At 67.5% G+C, this 21,266-nt stretch carries 18 protein-coding genes; 8 read left to right on the top strand and 10 right to left on the bottom strand.

Annotated features, from left to right (window positions below):
• Positions 1-46 precede the first annotated feature (46 nt).
• The 6 genes from ACGLHR_RS27440 to ACGLHR_RS27465 all read right to left on the bottom strand — a co-directional run bounded on the left by ACGLHR_RS27440 (position 47) and on the right by ACGLHR_RS27465 (position 6,074).
• Positions 47-1,045 (bottom strand): tripartite tricarboxylate transporter substrate binding protein, encoded by a 999-nt coding sequence (locus ACGLHR_RS27440; protein ID WP_400097377.1) that lies wholly within the window; start codon positions 1,043-1,045, stop codon positions 47-49.
• 57 nt (positions 1,046-1,102) lie between these two features.
• Positions 1,103-1,462 carry a Zn-ribbon domain-containing OB-fold protein gene (locus ACGLHR_RS27445; protein WP_400097379.1) on the bottom strand — a complete coding sequence of 120 codons (360 nt, stop codon included), beginning with the start codon at positions 1,460-1,462 and terminating at the stop codon, positions 1,103-1,105.
• A 208-nt stretch (positions 1,463-1,670) separates the two neighbouring features.
• The gene (locus ACGLHR_RS27450) at positions 1,671-2,813 is read right to left on the bottom strand and encodes a thiolase family protein (protein WP_400097381.1); all 1,143 of its coding nucleotides are present in this window, start codon (positions 2,811-2,813) and stop codon (positions 1,671-1,673) included.
• 26 nt (positions 2,814-2,839) lie between these two features.
• Positions 2,840-4,090: an ABC transporter substrate-binding protein gene (locus ACGLHR_RS27455; protein WP_400097383.1), complete on the bottom strand. Its 1,251-nt coding sequence runs from the start codon at positions 4,088-4,090 to the stop codon at positions 2,840-2,842.
• 49 nt (positions 4,091-4,139) lie between these two features.
• Positions 4,140-5,195 (bottom strand): cyclase family protein, encoded by a 1,056-nt coding sequence (locus tag ACGLHR_RS27460; RefSeq protein ID WP_400097385.1) that lies wholly within the window; start codon positions 5,193-5,195, stop codon positions 4,140-4,142.
• Between the two features lie 15 nt (positions 5,196-5,210).
• Positions 5,211-6,074: an IclR family transcriptional regulator gene (locus tag ACGLHR_RS27465; RefSeq protein WP_400097387.1), complete on the bottom strand. Its 864-nt coding sequence runs from the start codon at positions 6,072-6,074 to the stop codon at positions 5,211-5,213.
• A 308-nt stretch (positions 6,075-6,382) separates the two neighbouring features.
• Here ACGLHR_RS27465 and ACGLHR_RS27470 point away from each other — a divergent pair, with 308 nt between their 5' ends.
• On the top strand, positions 6,383-8,830 hold the full coding sequence (locus tag ACGLHR_RS27470) for a penicillin acylase family protein (RefSeq protein ID WP_400097389.1): 2,448 nt from the start codon (positions 6,383-6,385) through the stop codon (positions 8,828-8,830).
• Positions 8,831-9,292: 462 nt separating this feature from the next.
• Here the strand turns inward: ACGLHR_RS27470 and ACGLHR_RS27475 are convergent, their stop codons facing one another.
• The 3 genes from ACGLHR_RS27475 to ACGLHR_RS27485 all read right to left on the bottom strand — a co-directional run bounded on the left by ACGLHR_RS27475 (position 9,293) and on the right by ACGLHR_RS27485 (position 13,267).
• Positions 9,293-12,337 carry an FAD-binding and (Fe-S)-binding domain-containing protein gene (locus ACGLHR_RS27475; RefSeq protein WP_400097391.1) on the bottom strand — a complete coding sequence of 1,015 codons (3,045 nt, stop codon included), beginning with the start codon at positions 12,335-12,337 and terminating at the stop codon, positions 9,293-9,295.
• 73 nt (positions 12,338-12,410) lie between these two features.
• Positions 12,411-13,094: a GntR family transcriptional regulator gene (locus ACGLHR_RS27480; RefSeq protein WP_318237321.1), complete on the bottom strand. Its 684-nt coding sequence runs from the start codon at positions 13,092-13,094 to the stop codon at positions 12,411-12,413.
• A gap of 2 nt (positions 13,095-13,096) precedes the next feature.
• Positions 13,097-13,267, bottom strand: coding sequence for a hypothetical protein (locus ACGLHR_RS27485; protein ID WP_400097393.1), 171 nt, complete (start codon positions 13,265-13,267; stop codon positions 13,097-13,099).
• Between the two features lie 81 nt (positions 13,268-13,348).
• On the opposite strand from ACGLHR_RS27485, the gene ACGLHR_RS27490 reads away from it, so the two are divergent.
• The 7 genes from ACGLHR_RS27490 (at position 13,349) to ACGLHR_RS27520 (ending at position 20,412) form a co-directional block, all read left to right on the top strand.
• Positions 13,349-14,554 (top strand): pyridoxal-phosphate-dependent aminotransferase family protein, encoded by a 1,206-nt coding sequence (locus ACGLHR_RS27490; protein ID WP_400097395.1) that lies wholly within the window; start codon positions 13,349-13,351, stop codon positions 14,552-14,554.
• Positions 14,555-14,681: 127 nt separating this feature from the next.
• Positions 14,682-15,686 (top strand): Bug family tripartite tricarboxylate transporter substrate binding protein, encoded by a 1,005-nt coding sequence (locus tag ACGLHR_RS27495; protein ID WP_400097397.1) that lies wholly within the window; start codon positions 14,682-14,684, stop codon positions 15,684-15,686.
• A 35-nt stretch (positions 15,687-15,721) separates the two neighbouring features.
• Positions 15,722-16,228 carry a tripartite tricarboxylate transporter TctB family protein gene (locus ACGLHR_RS27500; RefSeq protein WP_400097399.1) on the top strand — a complete coding sequence of 169 codons (507 nt, stop codon included), beginning with the start codon at positions 15,722-15,724 and terminating at the stop codon, positions 16,226-16,228.
• 10 nt (positions 16,229-16,238) lie between these two features.
• Entirely contained in the window at positions 16,239-17,735 is a 1,497-nt protein-coding gene (locus ACGLHR_RS27505; protein ID WP_400097401.1) for a tripartite tricarboxylate transporter permease, read from the top strand.
• 58 nt (positions 17,736-17,793) lie between these two features.
• Positions 17,794-18,609, top strand: a complete 816-nt coding sequence (locus ACGLHR_RS27510) for an enoyl-CoA hydratase/isomerase family protein (RefSeq protein ID WP_400097403.1) — start codon at positions 17,794-17,796, stop codon at positions 18,607-18,609.
• A gap of 35 nt (positions 18,610-18,644) precedes the next feature.
• Positions 18,645-19,871: a CaiB/BaiF CoA transferase family protein gene (locus ACGLHR_RS27515; protein WP_400097405.1), complete on the top strand. Its 1,227-nt coding sequence runs from the start codon at positions 18,645-18,647 to the stop codon at positions 19,869-19,871.
• A gap of 61 nt (positions 19,872-19,932) precedes the next feature.
• Positions 19,933-20,412: a GNAT family N-acetyltransferase gene (locus tag ACGLHR_RS27520; RefSeq protein ID WP_318237329.1), complete on the top strand. Its 480-nt coding sequence runs from the start codon at positions 19,933-19,935 to the stop codon at positions 20,410-20,412.
• Here the strand turns inward: ACGLHR_RS27520 and ACGLHR_RS27525 are convergent.
• Complete coding sequence (locus ACGLHR_RS27525) at positions 20,409-21,026, bottom strand: hemolysin III family protein (RefSeq protein ID WP_400097407.1); 618 nt, start codon at positions 21,024-21,026, stop codon at positions 20,409-20,411. The two genes, ACGLHR_RS27520 and ACGLHR_RS27525, sit on opposite strands and share 4 nt — an antisense overlap.
• Between the last annotated feature and the right edge of the window lie 240 nt (positions 21,027-21,266).

A 21,266-nucleotide genomic window follows, 5' to 3' on the forward strand; every position in this document is an offset into this window, starting at 1 on the left:
AAATCAAAGGCCGGCATGTCCGGCTTCAGGGACAAGCGTGAATGGCTCAATCGATGGTGGCGCCGGAGGCCTTGACCACCTTGCCCCATTTGTCGATCTCCCGCGCCAGGAACTGCGCCGTTGCGGCAGGCGCGGTCCATTGCGCGGCGAAGCCCTGCGTGGCGAACTTGGCGCGCACGTCTTCCTGTTCCAGCACGGTCTTCAGCGCGCTGCTCAAGGTGGCGATCACGGCCGGTGGCGTTGCCGCCGGCGCGAGCAGGGCATTCCACGCGGTGGCTTCGTAGCCGGGCAGGCCAGCCTGCGCCATGGTGGGCACATCGGGCGCGGCGGGCGAGCGGGTCGCGCCGGTGATCGCCAGCGCGCGCAGCCGGCCCTCGCGCACGAAGGGCATGGCGGACAGCATGGTGTCGAACATCACCGTGGCCTGGCCGCCCATCACGTCGGAGAGCGCGGGCGCGCTGCCCTTGTACGGCACGTGGGTCATATGGATGCCCGCCATGCTGTTGAACAGTTCCGCCGCGAGGTGCGTGGACTGGCCGTTGCCCGAGCTGGCAAAGCTGACCTGCCCCGGCTTGGCCTTGGCCAGCGCAATGAGCTCGGCAACGTTGGCAGCGGGCGTGGCGGGCGCCGTGACCAGCACCAGCGGGCCGCGCGTAAGCAGCGACACCGGGGCGAAGTCTTTCTGCGTGCTGTAACCGGGTTTGCTGAACAGCGTCATGTTGATGGCGTGCGCGGTGGTGGCCACCAGCAGCGTGTAGCCATCCGGCGCCGCCTTGGCGGTAGCCTCGGCACCGATATTGCCGCCCGCCCCAGGCCGGTTCTCGATGACCACGGGCTGCTTCAGCTGCTCCGACAACTTCTGCCCGACCACGCGCGCCACGATGTCGGTTGGGCCGCCGGGCGGGTAAGGCACAACGAGCCGCACCGGGCGCGTTGGCCAGTCCTGCGCGCGTGCGCCGGGCGAGGCCAGCAGCACGGCGGCTATCGCCATCGCGCCCATCAGCAGGGCGTGAGCGGGCCGCCGAAGCGGCAAGGTTCGGTTCATGTCAGTCTCCTGGATATCGATGTGCGTCGCTACGCCGTGGTGTGCCGAGCGATGGCTCTACTCGCGCTGGAAACGCAGCAGCATGCGCTCGCCGTGGCGCATGAAGCCCGCGCGCACGCGCTCGCCGATGGTCACGCCCGGCTCGGCATGCGCCATTACGCGCGGCCCTTCGTCCAGCGTGGCCAGCACCAGCGTGTAAGGCACCAGCGCGCGGAAATCCTCGGTAGGGGCGCGCGAGACTTCGGTGACGGCGTGCACGGTGGCACTGCCAGCGGCGTCGCGCCATGCCAGCCGCGTGCCGCCGCAGGCGCGGCATGCATGGCGCTGCAGCGGTTGCCACGCGCCGCAGTCCTCGCACGCCTGGTAGCGCACGACGCCGGCGTCCAGGCCTGCCTGATAGGGATGGTCCGTGCTCATGGCGATGTCCTTGGCGATGTCCTTCTCGAAGGCGCGAACTGTACCGCTGTTGTGCTCCCCTCTCCCGCCTGCGGGAGAGGGGCCGGCGGAGAGGGCGGGCGCACGCAGGCGCGAAGGCACTCACTGCGAGCCAGTGCCCGCCCTCTCCCCCAACTCCTCGCCCATTGCATGGGTGAGGGGAGCGAAATGGCGGGCATCGCAAGCGCTCTCATGCTGCCTCCAGTACCAGGCTCACGTGCGAAGACAACACGCCGCCATCCGCATGAAACAGCGCGCGCTTGCGCGGCGGCAACTGGCGCGCGCCAGCCTTGCCGGCAAGCTGCCGCGTGGCTTCCGCCAGATGCATCAGCCCGCCGGCCACGCCCGAGTGCCCGAAGGCGAGCAGGCCGCCGTGCGTGTTGAGCGGCAGCGCGCCATCGCGCCCGAAGTCGCCCGCCGCCAGCCGCTCCGGCGAAGCGCCGCGCGCTGCCACGCCAAGCTCCTCCAGCAGCATCGCCAACGTGATGGTGAAGGAGTCGTAGATCGCCAGGTAGTCGATCTGATCGACCGTATTGCCCGCCTCCCCCAGCGCACGCCGCGCGGCAACGGCCGCCCCGGTGGCCAGCACGCTGTCGAGCGCGCACAGGTGCTGGTGGCGATGCGCCTGGCCCGCGCCTGTGATGCGCACCGGCGTGCCGCTGCCGGGTTCGGCGGACACCACCAGTGCCACCGCGCCATCGGAGATCGGACAGCAGTCCGATAGCCGCAGCGGCGTGGCGATGGGCTTGGCGGCGCGCGCCGCGTCCAGCGTCAGCGCCTCGCGCAGGTGCGCCTCGGGATGTCCCGCCGCATGCTCGCGCATCAGCACCGCGAAGCCGCTGAGCGCATCGGCGTGCATGCCGGTCTCGGCCAGGTAGCGTGAAGCCAGCAGCGCGTAGTAAGCGGGCACCGAGGCGCCGTTGGGTACCTCCATGTCGGGCTCGCCGACCTGGGCCAGCGTCTGGATGGACTGGTCGCGGCTCTGGCCGGAGAGCCGGTTCTCGCCGGCCACCACCAGCACGTTGCGGCAACGGCCGGCACCCACCAGCTCGCGCGCCAGCATGGCCATGACGCCGCCGGTGGCGCCGCCAGAGGCCACGCCGTGTGCGTAGGCGGGATCGAGCGAGGCGTACTCGCAAAAGCGCGTGGCCAGCATCAGGTGCGGCAGGGTAGTGGCGTAGCCGCACAGCACGCCGTCGATGTCGGCGCGGGCCAGGCCCGCGTCGGCCAGCGCGGCGTCGGTGGCCTGCGCCATCAGCGTCAGCGGCGTGCTGCCCTCGACGCGGCCAAAGCGCGTATTGCCCGCGCCGCGCAGGTAAGCTGCGTGTTGCATGTTGCCTCGTTCAGGGCTTGCGGTGATCAACGCTTGAGCAGCGGGCACTGCGACTTGGCTACCGGCATGAAGGCCTGGTCGCCCGGCACGGTTGCCAGCAGCTTGTAGTAGTCCCACGGATACTTCGATTCCGCCGGGGTCTTGACCTCGAACAGGTACATGTCGTGGATCATGCGGCCGTCTTCGCGGATGCGGCCGTTCCTGGCGAAGAAGTCGTTGATCGGCATCGCCTTCATCTGCTTCATGACGGCAGCGGTTTCGTCGGTGCCCGCGGCCTGGATCGCCTTGAGGTAGTGCATCACTGACGAATAGGTGCCGGCCTGGCTCATGTTCGGCATCTTCTTGAGCTTCTCGAAATACCGGCGCGACCACACGCGCGTGGCCTCGTTCATGTCCCAGTAGAAGCCTTCGGTCAGCAGCAGCCCGGACGCCGTCTTCAGGCCGATGGCGTGGATGTCGTTGATGTACAGCAGCAAACCCGCCATGCGCTGGGCGCCGCCCTTGGTCAGGCCGAATTCGCTGGCCGCCTTGATGGCGTTGACGGCATCGCCGCCGGCGTTGGCCAGGCCCACCACCTGCGCCTTGCTGGCCTGGGCCTGCAGCAGGTAGGAGGCGAAATCGCTGGCGCCGATGGGATGGCGCGCCGCGCCGAGCACCTTGCCGCCGGTCTCGTTGATCACGGTGGTGGCGGACTCCTGCAGCGTATGGCCGAAGGCGTAGTCGGCGGTCAGGAAGAACCACGTCTTGCCGCCGCGCTGCACCACCGCGCGCGCGGTGGAATTGGCAAGTGCGTAGGTGTCATAGGCGTAATGCACCGAGACCGGCGTGCACAGGTCGTTGGTGATGCGCTCGGTGCCGGGGCCGGAGAACACCACGATCTTGTTCTTCTGCTTGGCGACTTCCAGCACCGCCAGCGCGGGCGCCGAGGCGGCCACGTCCAGGATGGCATCGACGTGGCCCGTATCGAACCACTCGCGCGCCTTGCTGGCCGCGATGTCGGCCTTGTTCTGGTGGTCGGCCACCACCAGTTCGATCTTCTTGCCCAGCACCTTGCCACCGAAATCGTCGATGGCCATTTGCGCGGCGGTGGCGCTCCCGCGTCCGGTCACGTCGGCGTACAGGCCGCTCATGTCGAGGATCAGGCCGATCTTGACCTCGTCATCGGAAATGCCAGCCTTGGCGGGCTGTGCGTTAGCGTGGCCGGCGCCGCACAGCAGCGCGGCGGCGATGGCGAGCGCGCCCAGCGGGCGGCGCAGCAGCGCGTGGTTTCGGTTCATGGTGGTCTCCTCCAGCTTTGGTCTTATGGACTTGCTTTCCTGATGGTGCCTACACGGTGGCGATCGGCGTGGTAGGCGAGCCCACCGCGCCCGGCAGCCGCAGCGGTGGCGCGGTCAGCATGAAGCGCGTGCGCTGGTTGGCACGCAGCCACTGCGCCAGCTCCTTCAGGTACCACAGCTCGCCCAGCGGCAGGCCGAGCTTGAACAGGCAGTGATGGTGCAGCGGCAGCAGCGGATGATTCGGCTGGTTGGCCGGCGCGGGCCGCGCGGGGTAGCGCTCCACCGCGTAGTTGTCGGCGATCAGCGCGGCGATGCCGGCATCGGTGATCCAGTTAAGCAGGCGGTCGTCGCGGCCGTCGAGCGCACAGCAGCTGTGATGCAGCACGGCTTCGTCCGGCTCGCGCTGCATCGACAGCACCACCTCGGCAAAGCCCGTGCGCAGCAACAACATGTCGCCGGGCTCCACCTCCACCCGGTCGGCTTCCAGCACGTGCATCAGGTCGTCGTAGCCCACATTGCGGAAATCCTGGCCGAAGGCGTTGGCCAGGTCCACCAGCACGCCGCGCCCCTGCATGCCCTTGACGGCGAAGTTCTCGATGCCGAGCGCGCGTGCCTCGCTGTGGTCGTGGCCGCAGGCGTGCGCGGCGAAGTGATCGTCCTCCGCGTAGTCCACCGGCCCCACGATATGCTCGTTGGCGCGATAGCCGTTGTAGTAGACGCGCTCCGGGCGGCCATCGCCATCGGCATCGAACAGCGCGCCCACGTGGGCCAGCGAATCCCATTGCGTGGAGTACTGCAGCGACAGCAGCACCTGGTCGTCGCTGATCACATCGGTGGCGGTCGGGTCCACCTTGGCCAGCGGGAAGTTCACATACGGGATGTCGTCGCGGAAGGTGGGGCGCAGCACCGGCGGGTGGCGGCGCGGGTTGAGCTTGTTGCCGCCGGGATAGTCCAGCGGCAGCGACAGGCAGAACGACAGCCCGGCCTGTATCTCGCGCGCGCCCTTGCGCACCTGCTCGGGGCCGATCAGGTTGACGCGGCCAAGCTGGTCGTCGGGGCCGAAATCGCCCCAGTTGGAACCCTGCGGTCGTTGCTTCCAGCGCATGCTCTATGTCTCCGGTTACAGGTCGGTAGTGGTGGTTTGCTGCGTCTTGCGCGCAGTCGGGGCCTTGGTCCTTGGCGTGGCGCTGGCCATGGTGGCGTTGCGCCGGCGTGCCGCCGCCGAGTTGGGCGCCGGCGGTGTCCAGGCCGCGCAGACAGTCTCGGCCTCGCGCCGCAGCGCGCGTGCGAGCGCCGGCTCGCGTTCTGTGATGCGCTCATTGAGCGCGGCGATGCTGATGGCGCCAAGCGGGTAGCCATCCGGGTCCGGCAGCGCGATGGCGATGCCGCCCATGCGTTCCACCACCACATCCAGCAACACCGCATAGCCGCGCGCGCGGGTGGCCTCCACCTCGCGCAGCAGCATCGCCGCGCTGATGCGCGGATAGCGCTTGAGCGCGGGCGCGATGGCGTGCAAGGTGGCTTCCACCTCGGCGTCCGGCAGTGCTGCCAGCAGCGCCAGGCTGCCCGCGCCCACGCCAAGCGGGCGCCGGCTGCCCACATCGAGATAGTTGGCGCGGATCGGGAAGGTGCCGGGGCGCAGTTCCAGGCAGACGGATTCCCAGCCGCTTGGCACCGACAGGATGGTGGTGTCCTCGAAGGCCTGGGCAAGCCGGATCAGCGCGGGGCGCACGCTGGCGCGCGGGTCGATGCGGCGCACGCTGGCCGCGCGCAGCACCAGCCATTCGGGGCCCAGCGTGAAGGCCTTGGTGTCGGGGTCGCGCTCGATGAAGCCTTCGGCAGCCAGCGTGTCCAGCAGGCGCAACGCCGACGCCTTGTCGACGCCGGCCGCCACGGCCAGGTCGGTCAGGCGCGTATTGCGCGCGTCCGACAGCACGCGCAGCAGCCTGCAGGCCTTCTGGAGGGAGGTAGTCGGTACCGTCACGCGTGCGCACTCCGGAGTCGGCCGGTTTCGAAGAGTGAAACCGGTTATGGGGTTATAGGCGTCTACGCGTGGCCAGTCATTCTGCACTGCATCAAAGTTTTGCCTGATGAAATTGTCGGAGTGCCGCGCCAGCCGGGCGTTGGCGCCTGTTGCCAGTATCAGTTCCGGGCGGCAATCCTGCAAAAGTGACGTGCCCGATTAGGCTCGCCTGCGCGTCTTCCGCTATCCTTGGCGGCGATTTGCCGCGCCAGCAGGGCTTGCGGCGCCCAATTTTGTCCAATGCGACCCCACGTCCCCAAGGAGACACCATGGTTTGCCGAGCCCGCCGCCTTGCCGCGCTGCTCATCCTGAGCACCGCGGCAACCGCCGCCCAGGCCGTGCCTCCGGCCGGCTCCGCGCCGGCCCCCAGCAACGAACGTTTCCAGGTGGCGGGCCTGGAAAAGCCCGCCAGCATCCTGATCGACCGCTGGGGCGTGCCGCATATCTATGCCAATACGCTGTACGACGCCTTCTATGTACAAGGCTTCATGGCCGCGCGCGACCGCTTGTGGCAGATCGACCTGTGGCGCAAGCGTGGCCTGGGCGAGATGGCCAAGGACTTCGGGCCGGCCTATGTGGAAGGGGACCGCATGGCGCGCGCCGTGCTGTTCCGCGGCGACATGTACCGCGAGTGGCTGGCCTACGGCTCGGATGCCAAGCGCGTGGCCGAGGCCTTCGTGGCGGGCGTGAACGCCTACGTGGCGCAGACGGAGAGCAAGCCGGACTTGCTGCCGCCGGAGTTTCGCACGCTGAACTACAAGCCCGCGCGCTGGCGTGCGGAAGACATCGTGCGCATCCGCCATCACGGGCTCACGCTCAATGCCATGGGCGAGGTCAACCGCGCGCAGGTCTACTGCCAGGTCAAGCCCGATGCCGCGCGCACCGACTGGGTGCAGCGCGAGCTGGATCCGCCGATCCAGCCCAAGCTGCCGGACGGCCTCGATCCCTGCGCGCTGCCCACCGTCGAGCTGCGCCGTGCCTATGAGCTCGCCACCGCCGCGCCGCGCTTTCCCAAGGAATGGTGGGCCTCGGCCAAGGCGGAGGGCATCCCGCACGAAGCGCTGTATGCCGTGCTCGACACCAACAGCGACACCGCGCGCAGCCTCGGCTCCAATAACTGGGTCATCTCGGGCTCGCGCACCAGCACTGGCCGCCCCATCCTGGCCAACGACCCGCACCGCGCGCACGGCGCGCCCAGCCTGCGCTATATCAGCCACCTGAATGCGCCGGGGATGTCGGCGATCGGTGCCGGCGAGCCCTTCCTGCCGGGGATCTCGATAGGGCACAACGACAACATCGGTTTCGGCATGACCCGCTTCTTTATGGATCAGGAGGATCTCTACGTCTACGAGACCAACGTCACGCAGCCGCACGAGTACAAGTACCGCGGCCGCTGGGAGCCCATGGAAACCGTGACCGAGGAGATTGCCGTCAAGGGCGAGGCCACGCCGCGCAAGATCAACCTGGAATTTACCCGCCACGGGCCGGTGCTGGTGACGGATGCAAAGAGCAATCGCGCCTACGCGCTGCGCGCGGCCTGGCTGGACCTTGGCATGGCGCCGTACTTCGGCTCCATGGACTACATGCGCGCCCAGAACTGGGACCAGTTCCGCGCCGCCATGAACCGCTGGGGCGCGCCCGGCGAGAACCAGGTCTACGCCGACCGCGAAGGCAACATTGGCTGGATTCCCGGCGGCCTGACCGTCATCCGCCCCAACTGGGACGGCCTGACGCCGGTGCCGGGCGACGGCCGCTACGAGTGGGCGGGCTACCGCAACATGGACGAGCTGCCGTGGGCCTACAACCCTGCCGCCGGCTATGTGGTGACCGCCAACGAAAACAACATCCCGCCCAGCCACCCAGCGGCCAAGATGGGGGTGGGCTACGAATGGAGCGATACGGCGCGCGCGCGCCGGCTCAAGAGCCTGGTGGCCGCGAACCCGCATTCGTCGGTGGCCGACAGCATGGCCTGGCAGAACGACACCACCTCGCTGCCGGCGCTGCGCGCGGTGGCGCTGCTTGCCAATGTGCGCACCGACGACGCCCAGGCGCGGCGAGGACTGGATCTGCTGCGCGGCTGGGACGGCAACGAGCGCGCCGACAGCGCGCCGGCGGCGCTGTTCGAAGTCTGGTTCAGCAAGTACCTGCGCCCGGCCGTGGTGCGCGCGGCGCTGTCGCCGGAAGGCGCCAGGCTTGCGGGCTACGGCGACGCCAGCCGCGTGCTGGCCGTGCTGGAAAAGCCCGAGCCGTGGATGCCGGTGGAGCGCCGCAACGAAGTCATCGTGGCCTCGCTCAAGAGCGCCATGGCGGAGGTCGAGCGCAAGCTCGGCCCCGACCCCAAGGCCTGGCAATGGGGCAAGCTGCACACTGCGGTGTTCAGCCATCCGCTGGACCCGCTGCTGGACAACGCGGCGCGCCAGCGCTACGACGTCAACGCCGGGCCGATCGGCGGATCCTCCTTCACGCCGATGAACACCAGCTACCGCAACAGCGACTACCAGCTCACCGCGGGCGCATCGTTCCGCATGGTGCTGGACGTGGGCAATTGGGACGCATCGCGCGTGGTCAATGCGCCCGGGCAATCCGGCAATCCCACCAGCCCGCACTATCGCGACCTGGCGCAGATGTGGGCGAGAGGCGATTACTTCCCGCTGCTCTACACGCGCAAGGCGGTGGAGAAGGAGACGCGGGAGCGGGTGGAGCTGGTGCCGCAGTAAAAACCTGCGCAGGTGCATGGGCGTACCGCTGGTCTGCGCCCCTCTCCCATGAAATGGGAGAGCAACCGTGTCGAGTGGGGGCGGGGGAGAGGGCGGGTGTTGGATGTGGCGTTGGCTCTCGGATGCCTACTTGTTCACCATCCGTGCTGCTTCACTGCAAATTCAACTGCTTAACGTCAAAAGCTTAAAGTCAAAGGCAGTTTCACCTCCCCTGCGGGGAGGCGACCTACTTTCTTGTCTCGCCAAGAAAGTAGGCAAAGAAGGCGACCCGGATGCGGCGAAAGACTCCTCGCCGCATAACGGGAGATTCAAACCTTGACGGCTCGCTTCGCATCGCGCTTGGGTGATTTCCGCCTGGTGGCGGAAATCACGGCTACACCGAGTGATGCTTTGACTCTACCGCTGGTTTGCTCCCCTCTCCCACAAGCGGGAGAGGGGTGTTACGGCTGCGTGGGATTTTACTCAGGCACCCGGCTGCAGCGCCATCTCCAGCAAGCGCGCCACATGCAGTGCCTCGCGTTGCGCGCCGTCGTGGATCTGATGGCGGCAACTGGTGCCGTCCGCCACCAGCAAGGTCTGCGCATCCGCCTCGCGGATCGCCGGCAGCAGCGCTTGCTCGGCCATCGCCATGGAGGCCGCATGATGCTCGGCCTCGTAGCCGAAGCTGCCCGCCATGCCGCAGCACGACGACTCGATCAGTTGCGTCTTCAAGCCGGGAATCCACGATAGCACCTGCTGCACCGGGCGCACCGCGTCGAAGGCCTTCTGGTGGCAGTGCCCGTGCAACAGCGCATGGTTCGCCCCGAGCGCGGCAAAGGCCGGTGCGAAACGCCCGGCCGCGTGCTCGCGTACCAGGAACTCCTCGAACAGGAAAGCATGGTCCGCCAGTTGCCGGGCGGCGTCGTCGTAGCCGTACTGCAGGAACTCATCGCGCATGGTCAGCAGGCAGGACGGCTCCAGTCCCACCACGGCCACGCCGCGCGTGACGAAGGGCAGCAGCGCATCGAGCGTGCGGCGCGCCTCCGCCTTGGCCTGGTCCACCATCCCGGCCGCGAGGAACGTGCGGCCGCAGCACAGCGCCCGCTGTCCCGGCACCGCGCCCAGGTGCACGGTGTAGCCGGCAGCTTCCAGCACGCGTTGCGCGGCACGTGCATTGGCCGGTTCCATGTGGTTGTTGAAGGTGTCGACGAAGAGCAGTACCTCCTTGCCGCCGGGCTCCACCGCTGGTTGGGCAGGCTGGCTTGCGCGCGCGCTGCCAAGGAACGCCGGTTGCCATTGCGGCAGCGAGCGCCGCGCCGATAGCCCGAGCAGGCTCTCGCTCAGCCGCGCCAGCAGCGGCACGCGATCGCGCAGGTTGAAGAGCCATGGCAGGCGGCTGGCCAGGCCGGCGTAGCGCGGCATCCATGCCACCAGCCGGTCGCGCGGGGAAAGCCGCCCGGCGCTGGCGTGGGCGGCGCGCACCTCGATCTTCATCTTGGCCATGTCGACGCCGGTGGGGCAGTCGCGTTTGCAGCCCTTGCACGAGACGCACAGGTCCAGTGCTTCCTTGACCGCGGGCTCGAGCAGCCCTTGCGGGCCGAGCTGCCCGGAGAGCGCGAGGCGCAGCGTATTGGCGCGGCCGCGCGTCAGGTGCTGTTCGTCGCGCGTGATGCGGTAGCTCGGGCACATGGTGCCGGCATCGAACTTGCGGCAGTGGCCGTTGTTGTTGCACATCTCCACGGCGGCAGCGAAGCCGTTCGCCGGGTCCAGTCCGGTGCCCGGCGCGCTCTCTACTTCGGTGACCGGATCGCGCGTGACGTTCCAGGCCGACCAGTCGAGCGCGCCGCGAAACGGCGCCACCGTGTAGCCCGGCGCAAAGCGGAACAGCGCCGCCTGGTCCATGCGCGGCGTGCGCACGATCTTGCCGGGATTGCAGCGGTGCTGCGGATCGAACAGCGCCTTCACTTCCTCGAACGCATGGTTCAGCGCCGGGCCGAACTGCCAGGCCACCCATTCGCCGCGGCACAGGCCATCGCCGTGCTCGCCCGAGTATGCGCCCTTGTACTCGCGCACCAAGGCGGCGGCCTCTTCGGCAATCGCGCGCATCTTGGCGGCGCCGTCGCGGCGCATGTCCAGGATGGGCCGCACATGCAGCGTGCCCACGCTGGCGTGTGCATACCAGGTGCCGCGCGTGCCGTGCTTGTGGAAGACCTCGGTCAGCCGGCTGGTGTACTCGGCCAGGTGCTCCAGCGGCACCGCGCAATCTTCGATGAAGGAGACCGGCTTGCCGTCGCCCTTCATGCTCATCATGATGTTCAGGCCGGCCTTGCGCACTTCCCACAGCGCCTTCTGCGGTTCGGCCTGCGCCATCTCCACCACCGAGCCGGGCAGGCCCAGGTCCGCCATCAGCTCCACGAGCTGCGCGAGGCCGCGCAGGCAATCGTCGCGATCCTCTCCAGCAAACTCCACCAGCAGGATGGCTTCGGGCTCGCCCACCAGCGCGCGATCGATCACCGGGCGGAACGCCGGGTTGCGCCGCGAGAGGTCGATCATGGTGCGGTCGACCAGCTCCACCGCGCACGGGCGCAGCTTGACGATATGGCGCGTCAGGTCCATTGCCTGGAAGAAGGTGGGGAAGTTCACCACGCCCAGCGTCTTGTGCACCGGCAGCGGCGCAAGCTGCAGGGTGATGCGCTTGAAGTAGGCGAGCGTGCCTTCGGAGCCCACCAGCAGGTGCGCCAGGTTGACGCTGCCATCCAGCGTGTAGGGCCGCTCGCTTTGGGGATGGAACAGGTCCAGGTTATAGCCACCCACGCGGCGCAGTACCTTGGGGTACATCTGCGCGATGGCTTCGCGCTCGCGCTCGGCGATGCGCTTTACGCCATCGGCAATGTGGCGGTGCGCGGCGCCTTCCTGCGGCCAGGCCGCGTCGAAGCGCACCTCCTCACCGCTGGCGAGGATGGCGTCGATGCCCAGCACGTTGTGCACCATATTGCCGTACTGGATCGAGCGCGAGCCGCAGGAGTTGTTGCCCGCCATGCCGCCGATCGTGCATTGCGCGGCGGTGGACACATCCACGGGAAACCACAGCCCGTGCGGCTTGAGCCAGGCATTGAGATGATCGAGCACGATGCCCGGCTGGACGGTGACCGTGCGCGCTGCCGCATCGAACTCGATGATCTGGTTGAGCCACTTGCTGTTGTCGATCACCAGCGCCTCGCCGACTGTCTGCCCGCACTGGCTGGTGCCGGCACCGCGCGGCAGCAGCGCAGCCTTCAGGTCGCGGGCAATGTCCAGCGCCAGGCGCGCGTCGGCCTCGTCGCGTGGCACCACCACGCCCAGCGGCATGACCTGGTAGATGGAGGCATCGGTGGCGTAGCGGCCGCGGCTGGCGGTGTCGAACAGCACGTCGCCGCGCAGCTCGGCGGCTAGGCGCTGGTATAGCGTGGAGCCGGGGCTCGCTGCGCACGGGCGCCTCGGCACAAACTGCAGGGGCTGAACGCTGGCGCTACGGGTGGGCAATGCCATGGGCTGTCTCCTCCTTTTGGGGGGCCGTGGCCATGGCGCTGCCGTGCCGGCGCTGGCGCCGGCGCATCACGCGTCAGGCAACGTCCTGCTGTCGGTCCAGTTCCGCGATCAAGGCGTCGCGTTTGTTCTTGAGGTGCTTGCGCAGGATCTCACGCAGCGCCGCGCCATCGCGCGCGGCCAGCGCGTCGAGCATGGCGCCGTGCTCGCGCACGGCCATGTCCCACTTGTCCTGGTCGAAGTTCGAGCGAAACCGCAGCGCCTGGATACGCAGGTTGATGCGGCGATAGGTCTCCTCCAGGATCGGGTTACGCGCCGCCGCGTTGATCGCGTCGTGGATGCGGCGGTTCAGGCTGTAGTAGTTCGGCAGGTCGCGCCGCGCGTGGCAGGCCAGCATCTCGAAATGCAGCGCGCGGATCTCGTTGAGTTCCGGCTCGCTGATGCGCTCGCACGCCAGCTCGCCGGACATCGCCTCCAGCCCGCCCATCATCTCGAACAGGTAGTCGATGGTCTCGCGCGAGAGCAGCACCACCTCGGCGCCGCGGTTGGGCAGCAGCGTAATCAGGCCGTCGCCGGCCAGCACCTTGAAGGCCTCGCGCAGTGGCGTGCGCGAGACCTGGAGCTGGTCACACAGCACGCGCTCGTTGAGCCGGGTGCCCGGGGCGAGGTCGCCCTCGACAATCATCGTCCGCAAACGCTGGGCCACCGCCACATGCAATATCTGGCGGTCGACGGCGAGGGCTTCGGGAGGCGAGATCATGTTCATGGCTTGACAATATTGTATTCAAAATCTACATTGGGGCAAGCAAGAACTAAAACCAAGCCCGCCCGACAGCATCGCGGCACCACCGCCGCTTCCCTGAAAGCCCCGGACAATGCATTGTATGTATTGATTTGATTGGGGTTTTTACTGGATTGCAGGTGCAGCGCCATACCCACATTATCCCGTATCACGAAGCCGCAGTGCGTTATTGTTTTTTGGATACAAAATTCAAATAAAGACTGAGAGGTGACATGGTTCGTTTGAATTCACACCCCAGCGGGCGCCATTTCCTGCAGATTCCCGGACCCACCAACGTGCCCGACCGCGTGCTGCGGGCCATCGACCATCCCACCATCGATCACCGCGGCCCGGAGTTCCAGCAACTCGGCAAGAAGGTACTGGCCGATGTGCGCAAGATCTTCCAGACCGTGCAGCCGGTGGTGATCTACCCCGCGTCCGGCACCGGCGCATGGGAGGCCGCGCTGGTCAACACGCTCTCGCCCGGCGACCGCGTGCTGATGTTCGAGACTGGGCATTTCGCTTCACTGTGGAAGAAGATGGCCGAGAAGCTCGGCCTGCAACCCGAGTTCCTGGTCGGCGACTGGCGCCACGGCGTGGACGCCGCCGCCATCGGCGCGCACCTGGTCGCCGACAGCGCGCATGCCATCAAGGCGGTGTGCGTGGTGCACAACGAGACCTCCACCGGCGTGACCTCGGACATCGCCGCCGTGCGCCGCGCCATCGACGCGGCAGGGCACCCGGCGTTGCTGCTGGTGGATACGATTTCCTCGCTCGGCTCCATCGACTACCGCCATGACGAATGGGGCGTGGACGTGACCGTGTCCGGCTCGCAGAAGGGCCTGATGCTCCCGCCCGGCCTGTCGTTCAACGCAGTCAGCCCGAAGGCGATCGCAGCTATGTCCTCGGCCCGGCTGCCGCGCGCGTTCTGGGTCTGGGATGAAATCATCGAGGCAAACAAGAACGGCTACTGGTCCTACACGCCCGCCACCAACCTACTCTATGGCCTGTCCGAAGCCTGCGACATGCTTCTCGAGGAGGGCCTTGCCAATGTGTTCGCGCGCCACCAGCGCCACGCCGAAGCCGCGCGCAGCGCGGTGCGCGCGTGGGGCCTGGAGATCCTGTGCCAGAACCCCGCGGAGTACAGCCCGGCGCTGACCGCGGTGCTGCTGCCGGAAGGCCACAACGCCGATGCCTTGCGCAAGGTCGTGCTGCAGCATTTCAATATGTCGCTGGGGCAGGGGCTGTCGAAGCTGTCAGGCAAGGTGTTTCGCATCGGGCATCTCGGCGATTTCAACGATCTCACCTTGATGGGCACGCTCGCCGGGGTGGAGATGGGGCTGGCGCTGGCCGGCATCCCGTACCGGCCCGGCGGCGTGCAGGCCGCGCTGGACAGCCTGCGCGCCACCGCCGTGCCGCATGGCCTGAACGCAGCATGAGCGCGCCACGATACGTGTAGCGGCAAGAAGCAAGCACGGGCGCGGTGCCACCGCGCCCGTCCGGCATGCGCCGATGCGTCGGCAGACCACACAGAACGCACGGCATTCCAACCAAAGGAGACAAGTCATGACTTTGCGTTTGACCTTGCGTGCGCTCGCGTGCGCCTCGCTGCTTGGCACGGCTGTGATGAGCGCCCCCGCGCTCGCGTGGGAGCCGACCAAGCCGGTGGAGATCGTGGTGCCGTTCAGCGCGGGCGGCGCGTCCGACCAGATGGCGCGCTCGATCCAGGGCATCATCGCCAAGCACAAGCTCATGGCCCAGCCGATCATCGTTCTCAACAAGGCGGGCGCCAGCGGCGCCGAAGGCCTGATGGACACCAAGGCGTCGCGCGGCGACGCGCACAAGCTGCTGGTGACTTCATCCGCGTTGTACACGGTGCCGATGATCAGCCAGCTGCCGTTCAACTGGCGCGACCTCACGCCGGTGGCCATGGTCGCCCTCGATGAGTTCGTGCTTTGGACCAATGCCGAGTCGCCCTACAAGACGCCCGCTGACTTCCTGGCCGAGGCCAAAAAGAACCCCGGCAAGATGAAGATGGGCGGCACCAGCTCCAAGCGCGAGGACCAGATCATCACCGCGCAGGTGGAACGCAAGGCCGGGGCCAAGTTCATCTACATCCCCTACAAGGGCGGCGGCGAGGCCGCCACGCAGCTCTCCGGCAAGCACATCGACGCCAACGTCAACAACCCGTCGGAGTCCATCGGCCAGTGGCGCGCCGGCGAGCACCGTGCGCTGTGCGTGTTCGCGCCGGCGCGCATGGACTACTCGGGCAAGATCACCGCCACGCAGAGCTGGGGCGATATTCCTACCTGCAAGGAGCAGGGGCTCGACGTGCAGTACCAGATGCTGCGCGTCTTCATGCTGCCCGGCGGCGTCACGCCTGACCAGCAGAAGTACTACGTGGAGCTGATGCAAAAGGTGGTGGCCACGCCGGAGTGGAAGGAGTACCTGGAGAAGAACGCGCTGAAGAACGAGTTTTTGTCGGGGCAGAAGCTGGTCGATTTCCTGGGCGCGGACGAGAACCGGCATAAGGACATCATCAAGGAAGCGGGCTTCGTGGCGGCACGCTAAGCGCGCCTGGCAACCCCCGCACAGGAGACACCCGCATGAACGACAACCCGCAAGGCCATGCCGGCGCGGCCGCGATATCGGTGCGCACCGCCGAGATCGCGGTCGCGCTGCTGATTGCCGCAGGCGCGGTGGTGGTGATGGTCAGCAACTACCGCATCGGCGCCGGCTGGGCGCCGGATGGCCCGGAGGCCGGCTACTTCCCGCTGCGCATCGGCGCCATCATCTTCGTGTCCTGCCTGGCCGTGCTGTGGCAGGCGCGGCGCATCGATGCCAGCCAGACCTTCGTCACCTGGGCACAGCTGCGCCAGGTGGCCGTGATCGTGGTGCCACTGACGGCCTACGTGGGGCTGATTTCCGTACTTGGCATCTACGTGGCATCGACCATCTTCATCGCCGGCTTCATGGTGGCCATCGGCAAGTTCGCCTGGTGGAAATCCGTGCTGATGGGCGTGGCGATCAATCTCGTGCTGTTCTGGGTGTTCGAGCTGCAGTTCCGCGTGCCGCTGCCCAAGGGCCCGCTCGAAGCGGCTTTCGGTTTCTGAGGGGCGGGCCATGGAAGAACTCAATTCACTGATGGGCGGCTTCGCCGTCGCCATGTCATGGCATAACGTGGGGCTGATGCTGATCGGCATCTTGCTGGGCATCGTGGTGGGCGTGCTGCCCGGCCTGGGTGGCCCCAACGGCGTGGCCATCCTGCTGCCGCTGACCTTCACCATGGAGCCCACATCAGCCATCATCATGCTGTCGTGCATCTACTGGGGCGCACTGTTCGGCGGCGCCATCACCTCCATCCTGTTCAACATCCCGGGCGAGGCGTGGTCGGTGGCCACCACCTTCGATGGCTATCCGATGGCGCAGAACGGCGAGGCCGGACGGGCGCTGACCTCCGCCTTCACCGGCTCCTTCGTCGGCGCGCTGGCCGGCGTGCTGCTCATCACCTTCCTCGCGCCGCTGGTGGCCAGGTTCGCGCTGCGCTTCGGGCCGCCGGAATTCTTCGCGGTGTACTTCCTTACCTTCTGCAGCTTTATCGGCATGGGCAAGGAGAGCAAGCCCAAGATCCTGATCGCGATGTGCGTGGGCTTTGCGCTGGCGGCAGTGGGCATGGACACGGTGTCCGGCACCCTGCGCATGACCTTCGGCTCCACCGAACTGCTGCGCGGCTTTGACTTCCTGGTGGTGGTGATCGGCCTGTTCGGCATCAGCGAGATCCTGATGACGATGGAAGAGGGCATCGCCTTTCGGGGCAAGCGTGCCAACATCGATCTCAAGGTAGTGCTCAAGACCTGGGCCAGCCTGCCGCGTTATTGGCTCACGCTGGTGCGCTCGTCGATCATCGGGTGCTGGCTGGGCGTCACACCCGGCGGTGCCACCGCCGCCTCCTTCATGGGCTACGGCCTGGCCAAGCGTTTCGCGCGAGATCCGTCCAGCTTCGGCAAAGGCAATATCGAAGGCGTGATCGCGCCGGAAGCGGCGGCGCACGCGGCGGGCACCAGCGCGCTGCTGCCAATGCTGGCGCTGGGCATCCCCGGCTCGGCCACGGCGGCGGTGCTGCTGGGCGGCCTGATGATCTGGGGGCTGCAGCCGGGGCCGCTGCTGTTCACCGAGCAGAAGACCTTTGTCTGGGGCCTGATCGCCAGCATGTACCTCGGCAATATCGCCGGCCTGCTGGTGGTGCTGTCCACGGTGCCGCTGTTCGCCGCCATCCTGCGGATTCCCTTCGCCATCATCGCGCCGCTGATCCTGGTGGTGTGCGCGATCGGCGCGTTCACCGTGCACAACGCGCTGTTCGATGTCTGGCTGATGCTGATCTTTGGCGTGGTCGGCTATGTGCTCAAGAAGCTGGAGTACCCGCTGGCGCCGCTGGTGCTCGCCCTGGTGCTGGGCGACCGCGCCGAGGATGCGTTCCGCCAGACCATGCTGATCTCCTCGGGCAGCATGGACGTGTTCTGGTCCAACGGCCTGGTGGGCACCATCATGGCGCTGGCGGTGACCAGCCTCGTGTGGCCGCTGATCGGCGGGCTGCGTGAGCGGCGCCGCGCCATGGCGTGATGGACGAGTACCGGGGGCATTTCCAAGAGACATGGGACATGGGACAGGAGAACCGATCATGACCGCAAGCCCGGCTCCGCCGGATGGCGCCAGCGACAGCGCGCCGCTGCTGCTCGAGCGCGATGGCGCCATCGCCACCGTGGTGCTCAACCGCCCTGCCAAGCTCAACGCCTTCACAGTGTCCATGTGGCAACAGCTTGGCGACACCTTCCGCACGCTGTCCGGCGATGCCTCCGTGCGCTGCGTGATCGTGCGCGGCGCGGGCGAACGCGCCTTCTCGCCCGGCAACGATATTTCCGAATTCGCCACCGCGCGCGCCAACAAGCAACAGGCCATCGTCTACGGCCGCGTGATGCACGGCACCGCGCAAGCCATCCTCGACTGCCCGCATCCCGTGGTGGCGCAGATCCATGGCATCTGCGTGGGCGGCGGGCTGGAGGTCGCGGCCATGGCGGATATCCGCATATGCGGCGAGAGCAGCCGCTTTGGCGCACCGATAAAAAACCTCGGGCTGGTGATGGCGCACGCCGAGATGGCGCCGCTGATCCGGCTGGTGGGCGAGGCCCGCACGCTGGAGCTGCTGTTCGAGGGCCGCATCATCGGGGCGGCCGAGGCGCATGGCATGGGCCTGGTCTCGCGCGTGGTGCCGGATGCGCAGGTGGCAGCCGAGGCGCGCGCCACGGCGCAGCGCATCGCCAGCGGCGCGCCGCTGGTGGCGAGGTGGCACAAGAAGTTCGCGCGCCAGCTCGCAGCCGGCAAGACGCTGTCGGCCGGCGAGCTCGACGAAGCCTTCGACTGCTTCGATACCGAGGACTTCCGCCAGGGGTTCCGGTCATTCCTGGCCAAGGAAACGCCGCGCTTTAGCGGCCGCTGAAGCGGCTTGCCGCATTCTTCCGGAGTCAACAAGCTATGCAAGACACAACCCCGGCGCCCGGCGCGCTGGCCGGCATGCGCGTGCTGGAGCTCGCGCAGATCATGGCCGGCCCCACCTGCGGCATGATGCTGGCCGACCTTGGCGCCGAGGTGATCAAGATCGAGAAGACGGATGGCGGCGACGATGCGCGCGGCTATCGCGAGCCGCAGATCAACGGCGTGTCGGCGCCCTTCCTGATGCTCAATCGCAACAAGCGTGCCATCGCGCTGGACCTCAAGACGCCGGAGGGGCGCGCGGTATTCCTGCGCATGGTGAAAGACGCCGACGTGGTGATCGAGAACTTCCGCAAGGGCACGCTGGAAAAACTCGGGCTTGGCTACGACACGCTCTCGCAGCACAACCCCGGCCTGATCTACTGCGCCATCTCCGGCTACGGCCGCACCGGCCCGGCCGCCGACAAAGGCGGCTTCGACCTGATCGCGCAGGGTTTCAGCGGCCTGATGAGCATCACCGGCGAGCAAGGGGGGCCGCCGCTGCGCACCGGCAATTCGATTGCCGACATCAACGCCGGCATCCTGGCCGCGTTCGGCATCCTCGCGGCCTACCAGCACAAGCAGAAGACCGGGCGCGGCCAGGTGGTCGAGACCTCGCTGATCGAGGCCGGGCTGCAGCAGCTCTACTGGCATGCCGCCATCCACTTCGCCACCGGCGAGTCGCCGGGGCCGAGCGGCTCCGCGCATGTCCTGGCCACGCCCTACCAGGCCTTTCCCACGCAGGACGGCCACATCATCATCGGCGGCGCCAACGAGAAGAACTGGGAGCGCATCGCGCAGGTGCTGGGCAAGCCCGAGTGGCTGGACGATCCGCGCTACCGCCTGAACGCGGATCGCATGCGCCATCGCGACAGCCTGCTGCCGGCCATTGGAGAGATCCTCAGCACGCAGCCATCGGCGCACTGGCTCGCCGAGTTCGACCGGGCCGGCGTGCCGGTGGGGCCGGTGCATTCCATCGGAGAGGCGCTCAGCCATCCGCAAACGCTGGCGCGCGGCATGGTGGTGGAGCAGGACCACGCGCAGGCCGGCCCGATCAAGACGCTCGGCCTGCCCGTGCAGCTGTCCGAGACGCCGGCGCGGTACCTGCGGCCGGCACCCAGGCTGGGCGAGCATACGCGCGCGTTGCTGGCCGAGTATGGCTATGGCGATGAGGAGATCGAAGCGATGCTGGCGGCGGGAGCCGTGCGGGAGACTGCCGCGGTGCAATGAGGATGTGGCGCGCTGGCCCGCGCTATGACAAACTGGCCGGCTATCATCAGCCCGATCCACCATGGAAACGTTGGTCATTCGCCGAGCCGGCACCGAAGACGCTGCCGCCATCAGCGCGCTTGCCATGAGCGTCGCGCACTACTTCACGATCGAGCCATCCGGGGCCGGCGCGGAAGGCTTTCTCGCCAGCCTCTCGCCGGAAGCGATAGCCGGATATGTCGCCAGCCCGCGCTTCCACTATCTGGTTGCCTACCGTGGCGAGCAACTGGCCGGCATCCTTGCGCTGCGAGACGCCAGCCATCTCTTTCACCTGTTCGTCGCGCCACAGATGCATCGGACCGGCGTTGCCGGATCCCTGTGGCAAGCCGCCAGCCAGGCCGCGACCGCCACCGGCGAGGTGCGTGAATTCACCGTGAATTCGAGCCCGTTCGCAACCGTTGTGTACGAGCGCTTCGGCTTCCGGTCCGTCGGGCCCCGCGCAGAGACAAAAGGCATCGCCTATGTTCCGATGCGCCTGGCACTTGAGGACGCCAGGGGCTAGCCCACGTACCAGAGAATGCTGACGAACTGGCAGGCACTGCCGGCCAGCACGAACAGGTGCCAGATGCCGTGGAAGTGCCGCACGCGCTCGTCGAACAGGAAGAACCCGATGCCTGCCGTGTAGAGCGCGCCGCCCGCCACCAGCCAGTACAGGCCGGCAGCCGGCAGCGCCGCCACCAGCGGGCCGAAGGCAAACAGGACCAGCCAGCCCATCAGCACATAGATCAGCAGCGAGAGCACGCGTGTGCGGTGGCCTATCAGGAACTCCTGCGCGATGCCGATCGCCGCCAGTCCCCAGTTCACCCCGAACAGCGTCCAGCCCCACGGCCCGCGCAGCGTCACCAGCGCGAAGGGCGTATAGCTGCCGGCGATCAGCAGGTAGATGGCGCAGTAGTCGAGCCGCCGCAGGATGTCCTTCGGGCGGCCGCGCAGGCTGTGATAGAGCGTGGAGATGGTGTAGAGAAACACCAGCGTGGTGCCATAGACCACGGAGCTGACTACCTTCCAGGCGTCGTGGTAGAGGGCCGAGGTGGTGACCAGCACTGCTGTGCCGGCGGCGGCGAGAATGGCGCCGGCCAGGTGGCTGTAGCCGTTGAAACGTTCTCCGCGGTACATGTCGTTCGTTCTCCTGTTGTGGTCGCTGGGTGGGCGATGGTTTGCAGGGGGCTTTATTTGGTATGTTGCGGTGCGTTATGGGGGGTATTTTTGCATGGAAATGGGGGCGGGGTAGCCACGGTCCCATTCGCATCCCGTGGGGGTGGCCCTTGCGGGCCCGCCGTTGGGGCTGCTGGCGGGGGCCTATCGGCGAAACCGACTTGTTGCTGGTGACGGCGTACTACGGCCCTCTGCAGCCTT

The organism is Cupriavidus sp. CuC1 (genome assembly GCF_044627735.1).
GTDB classification, from domain to species: Bacteria; Pseudomonadota; Gammaproteobacteria; order Burkholderiales; family Burkholderiaceae; genus Cupriavidus; species Cupriavidus ulmosensis.